The following is a 4,724-nucleotide window of genomic DNA, read 5'->3' on the forward strand; positions in this document are numbered from 1 at the left end:
TTAGAAGAATACACACTTTATTTTAAAGACCCCTTTTTTATTAAAAAATAGAATCAATTTAGCAATATAAGTATATTTTACATTACAATATTGTAGAAGCATACAAAAAAATAGAATAACATTATTGTATTGATATAAATAGTTGTAAATTACTTTATCTAACAGGTTTATATTCTATTTTAGACTCATCATCTGTTCTCTCAATTTTAAATATAACAGGACGAATACCATCATTACAACAGCATATAGCAACGCCTTCTTTATTTATCCAATCTCCATAGTAAAATAATTCACTACCATGAGATAGAGCAAATACATACTGATACATTGCCTTCCATGCTTCATCGCATAATTTTTCGGGTTTAGCAAAATCTCCAAAAAATACTTCTCCTACTTCATGCATAGGGCATTTTCCAAGACCTTCACATCCATATTCATCTGCTAAATCTTTATGGAATGTAGTTTTTATCACTTCTATCTTACATTTCTTCATAAAATTCATCTCCTTATAGATTTATTTATATAAGTATATGTTCTATTTCATGTTTGAACAAGTACTTACTTTCAAGTAAAGTACTAACTTTTAGGAGAGTACTTTTATTATAGCACTAGGACTAAATAGTAATGAAAGGCTATAACATATAAGGTTTAACAAATATAATTTCTATTATATTTAGATATGTTTTTTAGATTATTAATGGAAAACAGTTATAATTTTTTGAGTTAATAAGCTGACTATTTGTTTTCCAAAAGAGGATTATGTTAATATATGTATTTTTAATATGTGAAACTTATAAATAATATTAAAATAAGATACTTAATTAATGATATAAAATATGGAAAAATTTTTGAGCGTTTAATTTTTTTGCTAAATTAAAAATATTAAAGTTAATCTATAAGTATAGAATATATTCTAAGAGATATTTTTATAATTACTAAATAAAATAAATTAATCAATATAGTTCTTTAATATAAACAAAAAATAAAAAATATATATAAATAAAATGATTGTTTTTCTTGTATTATTTATATAAATATTGAAATTTGTCTAGTTATACGTTTTTGTTGACCAGTTATGCAGTTGATATTGAATATTCTAAATATTGATGTTATTTTATAGGTGGTTTAAACATACCAGGGGGATTTTATAGATGTGATTTGTGTGATTTATAGAGAATGTATAAAATAGTAAAAGTTTAGAGTCATATTTGATGAGATTTCAGAATATATGTATAGAATGATTCTTGTACATTAAGTTATATAAGGAATGTGTAATTTGTATTGGATGATTTATTTTTATGGTCTATGCTTTTAACTTCTCTAATGAAAAAGTAAAGATGTACTCCCAATACATCTTTACTTTAGCAGAAGTTATAGTTACTTATAAAGTACAAAAAAATTATATATTTATTAAGGTAGATAAATCTAAAAAGGTTTTTCTAGAAAACTTAATTTTAATTATATCTACTTACTAACAATAAAACTTGATGTAAGCAGGTTTCAACTACAGTTTCTCCATATTCTGATATAAAATCATCTAACTGTGTATCTAAAAAATTACAATAATCATATGAACTACTGATGTAAGCAGTTAGTATATGTGTACATTTGTCTATTTCTCCAATAAACATATTATCCATCCCCCTAAAAAATTTAGTAAAAATAAAAAAGTTTATTTTAGTAACCAATTAACATAACTTATAAAATTTTTTAGTACTAGTTCCTATAACTTAACTTTATAAAACTAAATATTCCTAGTTTTACCAATTTAGTTTTATTCTACAAATATATAATACTAGAAGATGCCTTATTATTCAACATGCTTGTTTGAGAATATAAAATATTCTAAAATTATACTTGTTTTTAAAAAGAAGATTCAAGGATAAATAAAGTTATATGCAACTATTTAATAACCTTTCCACAATAAGGACAGTAGGCGCCATTCTTCAAAAATTCCATCTTTAAATCTAAATAATGACTACAGTTTGGACAACATTGAACTACTCAATCTTAACTACCCTCGGTAATTCCTTTTAACTTATATTACAGGCTTACATCTCCACCCTACTTACGTTGAGGATGGAGTATTTCGCCTAGTTTTGATAAATAAAATAATTTAAGCTTTATTTAAGGTTAGAATTACATTTATATAAGATTTAAGTTTTAATATATATGTATAAATAAAATGATTTAGGAGGAGAAGTATGTTGGTAAATTGGGAAATAAAAAAATTGGTTAAATCGAAGAGTATGTATATATCTCTAGGGATACTAATGTTAATACTACTAATCAGTATATTTATTAGACCTGTTTTAGAAACAGAGAATTATTATATAGATAAAGAAAAAGGTCGTATAGAAGACACAAGGAGTAGTAGTAATATAGGAAATGATAAATTTCAAAGCAAGATTAATGTTTTAAAACAATTTTCAAATCGAACAGGTATAGATGAATTTTCTAAAAAAATTAAATCAATATCAAAGAACAAACTTGATAATATAAGTGTAAATGAATATAAAGATATTAATTTTTGGAAGGTATTTAATTATAGGGCTACAAATTCACTTATAAATGTAGGAATGTTAATCATTATATCTATAATGATATCAAATATTTATATAGACGAAGTAGTTTCCTCAGCAAGAGATATCATACTATCATCAAAAGAGAAGAAAAAAGCATTAAAATCTAAAATATTTGTTGCTTTATTAGTTCCATTAATAATTTATTTTTTTTATTTAATGGGAATATTCATTATAACTTTTATACAGCAAGGGATACCCATTAATGGAGATTTGGAATCTTTTAGAATAGTAGACAATATAGCTAGATTGAAAACTAATTCCAGTATAACAAATTATGCAATATCAAATATAGGTATAGAGCTTTTAATGTTTGAAGGATGGGCTATGATAGCCATATTAGGGTCATTTATAAGTAAATCTTCAATATCATCAATAAGTTTTTTTATATTTATCATAGCTATAAGTAAGGTAATGTCAGTAATTAATATATTACCTAAAAAAATACTTTCAGTTATTTCAACTGTAAATTATTATGATTTGATATTTGGTTTTAATAAAATAATAGGAAATTATCTAGGTGATATTATGATATTTAAAATGAATATAGATATTGTTAATCTATTGATAGGATTTTTGATAGCAATATTTATAGGTGTTATGTCATTATGTTTTTTAGTAATAAAGTCAGATTATATAAGTAGATAAAGGGAGAGCTAAAATGAATAAATTAGAAATAAAAAATATTTCAAAAATATATGGTAAAAAAGTAGCAAATGATAAGATTACAGTAACTCTGGGAAATGGAGTTTATGGTCTTTTAGGACCAAATGGAGCAGGAAAATCAACCCTAATGAAACAAATAACAACATTGATAAAACCTGATGAAGGTCAGATACTTTACAATGGGGAAGATGTATTTAAGATGGATGATAAGTATAGAAATATTTTAGGTTATTTACCACAAGAATTTGGAGTTTATAAAAATTTTACAGCAAAACAATTTTTACAGTATATTGGAGCTTTAAAAGGTTTAAAGGGAAAAGATTTAAGTAGTAAGATAGGAGAACTATTAGATTTAGTAGGACTTTATGATGTGAGAAATAAGTCTATAGGAAAGTTTTCTGGAGGGATGAAGAGGAGAGTTGGTATAGCACAAGTTTTATTAAACGATCCTAAGATAATAGTACTTGATGAACCAACAGCAGGTCTTGACCCACAAGAAAGAGCTAGATTTAGGAATTTAATAGCAAAAATATCTAGAGATAAGATAATAATACTTTCTACTCATATAATTTCCGATATAGAATCAGTTGCAAAAGAAACAATAATGATTAAAAATGGTAAACTTCTAATGAAAGGAACACACAAAGAAATATTAAGCCATATGGAAAACAAAGTATATAATATTCAAGTTAAAAATGAATATGAAGTTAATAATATACAATCTAAGTATAAGGTTATAAGTATTCAAAGTGATGTTGATTCAATAGTACTTAGAATTGTTGCAGATAATATTCCAACCGAAACTAATACACAACCAGTTCAATCAAAATTTGAAGATGTATATATGTTTTATTTTGACTTAGAAGATACAAAGGAGGTGTAGTAGAAATGATATATTTAGTTAAAGCTGAAATGATAAAAATATTAAAATCAAGAAGCATTTGGATAATTTGGGCGTTTTTACTATTTTTTGGATTTCTTCTGATTAAAAAGTTTGATGTTTTAGATACTTATGCAGATATATTTTACAAGATAGAAGGCTCCATACCTCTAATAGGTTTAATAATGTTTATAATAACTTCTGGAAGTTACACTAAAGAATATGATTCTAATATGACTGGTTTAATAAATACGACTAAAAATGGAAAGAAATCAGCAGTTTTATCAAAAATAATAGCTAATGGTTTAATTTTATCTATTATTAATATTTCTTTTATATTATTAGTAGGAATTAGAGGATTTAGTTTTTTTGGCTTTAAAAATTTAGATGAACCGATTAAGAATTTATGGTATTTTGGGAGTAGTAGCTTAAACCTCACAGTGATACAAATGTATCTAATTATTATAGGCACTGCTATTTTTGCTTCCTTTATATTTGCACAAATAGGCTTAACACTTTCATCTATATTTAAATCAGCTATAATTCCATTTATATTAGGCGGATTGATTAAAAAATAGCTATGCACACTTGTGACT

5 protein-coding genes are annotated in these 4,724 nt (G+C 24.5%); 3 read left to right on the forward strand and 2 right to left on the reverse strand.

Annotated features, from left to right (window positions below; all coding sequences use genetic code 11):
* Nucleotides 1-154: 154 nt before the first annotated feature.
* Both KGF39_RS18885 and KGF39_RS18890 read right to left on the reverse strand, forming a co-directional pair.
* The gene (locus KGF39_RS18885) at nt 155-493 is read right to left on the reverse strand and encodes a TIGR04076 family protein (protein ID WP_227823493.1); all 339 of its coding nucleotides are present in this window, start codon (nt 491-493) and stop codon (nt 155-157) included.
* Between the two features lie 961 nt (nt 494-1,454).
* Nucleotides 1,455-1,631, reverse strand: coding sequence for a hypothetical protein (locus KGF39_RS18890; RefSeq protein WP_009889562.1), 177 nt, complete (start codon nt 1,629-1,631; stop codon nt 1,455-1,457).
* A gap of 576 nt (nt 1,632-2,207) precedes the next feature.
* On the opposite strand from KGF39_RS18890, the gene KGF39_RS18895 reads away from it, so the two are divergent.
* From KGF39_RS18895 to KGF39_RS18905, 3 genes are read left to right on the forward strand one after another with little or no spacing between them, the layout of a single operon-like run.
* Entirely contained in the window at nt 2,208-3,230 is a 1,023-nt protein-coding gene (locus tag KGF39_RS18895; protein ID WP_306800933.1) for a hypothetical protein, read from the forward strand.
* A 13-nt stretch (nt 3,231-3,243) separates the two neighbouring features.
* Nucleotides 3,244-4,131, forward strand: a complete 888-nt coding sequence (locus KGF39_RS18900; protein ID WP_227823495.1) for an ABC transporter ATP-binding protein — start codon at nt 3,244-3,246, stop codon at nt 4,129-4,131.
* A gap of 5 nt (nt 4,132-4,136) precedes the next feature.
* On the forward strand, nt 4,137-4,706 hold the full coding sequence (locus KGF39_RS18905) for an ABC transporter permease (protein ID WP_227823496.1): 570 nt from the start codon (nt 4,137-4,139) through the stop codon (nt 4,704-4,706).
* Nucleotides 4,707-4,724 lie beyond the last annotated feature (18 nt).

Source organism: Clostridioides sp. ZZV14-6345 (assembly GCF_020657775.1).
Lineage (GTDB): Bacteria > Bacillota > Clostridia > Peptostreptococcales > Peptostreptococcaceae > Clostridioides > Clostridioides difficile_D.

What these genes read in the sequence shown, in the direction of transcription:
- KGF39_RS18885 (WP_227823493.1), bottom strand. Translation starts at nt 493, where the DNA reads ATGAAGAAATGTAAGATAGAAGTGATAAAAACTACATTCCATAAAGAT.
- KGF39_RS18890 (WP_009889562.1), bottom strand. Translation starts at nt 1,631, where the DNA reads ATGTTTATTGGAGAAATAGACAAATGTACACATATACTAACTGCTTAC.
- KGF39_RS18900 (WP_227823495.1), top strand. Translation starts at nt 3,244, where the DNA reads ATGAATAAATTAGAAATAAAAAATATTTCAAAAATATATGGTAAAAAA.
- KGF39_RS18905 (WP_227823496.1), top strand. Translation starts at nt 4,137, where the DNA reads ATGATATATTTAGTTAAAGCTGAAATGATAAAAATATTAAAATCAAGA.